Source organism: Bordetella petrii (genome assembly GCF_020991325.1).
Classification (GTDB): Bacteria; Pseudomonadota; Gammaproteobacteria; order Burkholderiales; family Burkholderiaceae_B; genus Bordetella_A; species Bordetella_A petrii_E.
Map to the genome: position 1 here is coordinate 1 of NZ_JAJMLX010000510.1, position 1,071 is coordinate 1,071.

Here is a 1,071-nt window from a genome sequence, read left to right on the forward strand (position 1 = left end):
GAAGGCTGGCGGCGCGCGGCGCTCCCGCCACGTCGGCGGCCCGGCCGCCATCGGGAACCTGCCCCAGTGCCTGGGGCGATTTCGACAGCACGCACACTGCAAGCGTCGCCACCACGAGCACCATGGCCGCGCCCACGATGCCGGCGGCCATCGCAAAGCCGAACCCGCCGATCAGGGCCACCCACAGCGGCGAGAAAATCACGCCGCCGATACTGGCGCCGTTATAGGCGCTGGCCAGCGCCCGGGGCCGGCCGCGCTGGTACCACGGCGCGATGATGGTGTTGACCGCAACCGCGCCCATCGTGACCCAGCCGGCCCCGCTGCACAGCGCCGCCACGAACAGCTGCCAGGGCTGGTCGGCCAGCGCCCAGCCCGCGATGCCCAGCGCGGCCAGTACCGAGCCTGCCACCGTCGCGGCCGGCAAGCCGAAGGCCGCATAAAGCCTGGGCAGGTTGGCCACCACCAGCGCGCCGAACAGGAAATGCAGCGTCACCGCCAGCGACACCAGGCTCAGGCTCCACTGCGTGCGCTGGATGACTTCGGCCAGGTAGATGGCCGGCCCATAGAAGCCCACGCCCCAGCCGAAAATGGCGATGACAAAGGCGGCGCGCACCGCCCAGGGGCCGAAAAACGCGGAAGACACCGGGCGGGATTGCGGGATCATGATGCATTGCCTTGTGTAGGTGCCCGAGCCCGGGCGGTGCAGATATTCTGGCAGCGCGGCACCCGCCATGATACGGCCCGGACCGTACTATGCCGCCCCCGGACGGCGCTAACATCGACATGACCGCACAGGGGGCACCATGCTTACCACTTCCACGCTAGCCCAGACCGCCGCGCTGGTGGGCGATATCGCCCGGGCCAACATGCTGACCGCGCTGATGGACGGCCGCGCCCTGACCGCCTCCGAACTGGCCAAGGCGGCCGGCATCGCACCCCAGACGGCCAGCGGCCACCTGGCCCGCCTGATCGACGCCGGCCTGCTGGCGCGCGAGCAGCAGGGGCGGCATCGCTATCACCGCCTGGCCTCGCCGGCCGTGGCCCGCATGCTGGAAAGCATCATGGAGATCG

2 protein-coding genes are annotated in these 1,071 nt (G+C 70.7%); one reads left to right on the plus strand and one right to left on the minus strand.

Annotated elements, in window-relative coordinates; translation table 11 throughout:
• Positions 1-664 (minus strand): MFS transporter (locus LPZ50_RS25010; RefSeq protein ID WP_329957707.1); only part of this gene is annotated, 664 nt, incomplete at its 3' end.
• Positions 665-803: 139 nt separating this feature from the next.
• Here LPZ50_RS25010 and LPZ50_RS25015 point away from each other — a divergent pair.
• The coding region (locus LPZ50_RS25015; RefSeq protein ID WP_230665521.1) for an ArsR/SmtB family transcription factor at positions 804-1,071 on the plus strand (268 nt) is incomplete at its 3' end.